The organism is Sphingomonas endophytica (assembly GCF_001476895.1).
GTDB lineage: Bacteria > Pseudomonadota > Alphaproteobacteria > Sphingomonadales > Sphingomonadaceae > Sphingomonas > Sphingomonas endophytica_A.
Map to the genome: position 1 here is coordinate 1 of NZ_LDTB01000171.1, position 828 is coordinate 828.

Annotated in this window: 1 protein-coding gene; it reads right to left on the reverse strand. The window is 60.9% G+C overall.

The genetic code is table 11. The features are described 5' to 3' along the window. Positions 1-828: hypothetical protein (locus NS334_RS18765; protein ID WP_058756989.1), on the reverse strand; the 828-nt coding region annotated here is incomplete at both ends.

The window sequence follows — 828 nt, forward strand, 5'->3', positions numbered from 1 at the left end:
GCGTGTCCGAGCCCGAGCCCGATTGATAGGTCAATGACGACAGCTGCGCGGCCGTGACGTAATTGTGCTGGTTGGCGGCAAGCGCCACTCCGTTCAAAACGAAGTGGCCGCCACCGGTGCCGGCGTCCCAGACGTCGTATTGGGCGGCCGCGAAGCCGAACGGGTCGTAATAGGTGAACAGCGACGACACGGCAAAGCTCTGGCCGTGCCATGCCGTCACGTCTGCGACCGTCACCACGGGCCCTTCCGGGATTGCCGCAAATTGGGCCCATGTGCTCCAGGACACGCCGTTGAACGCCCGCACCCACAGCTGGTCGCTCGCGGGACCGAACTGGTAGGCAATGTTGGACCATTGTGAAGCAGCGACGTCGACCTCAACCCCGTTCGCCTGCGCCACCCCGCCTACAGTGAAGTGGCCGTTACCGGTGGAGTCCCAAAGCGCATACTCGATCACCGGCAAAGTACCGCTCGTCACATAGAACATGGACGATGCCGGAAGCGAGGTTTGCACCCGGCCGGTTATGTTGGAGGCGACAACCGTTGGCGCGACGTCGACGGCGCCGGAATTATCGATGAAGAAGTCGCCGCCCTCACTGGCGATCTGGGCAAGCGACACTTCGAATTGCACATCCCAGTTTTGACCGGGATAGCTGTTTCCCCACGGATTGCGAACGATGAAATTGCCGGTCGCACTGTCATAGCCGACGACTCCGAAAGCGTGATCCGGGACCAGCTGGATATTTCCGGCGCTGTCATAGGTATACGGCAATGTAGAAGGAATCTCGAGGATGACGTCGTCGTAGCTGGCGAGCGCAGCGATATAGACGG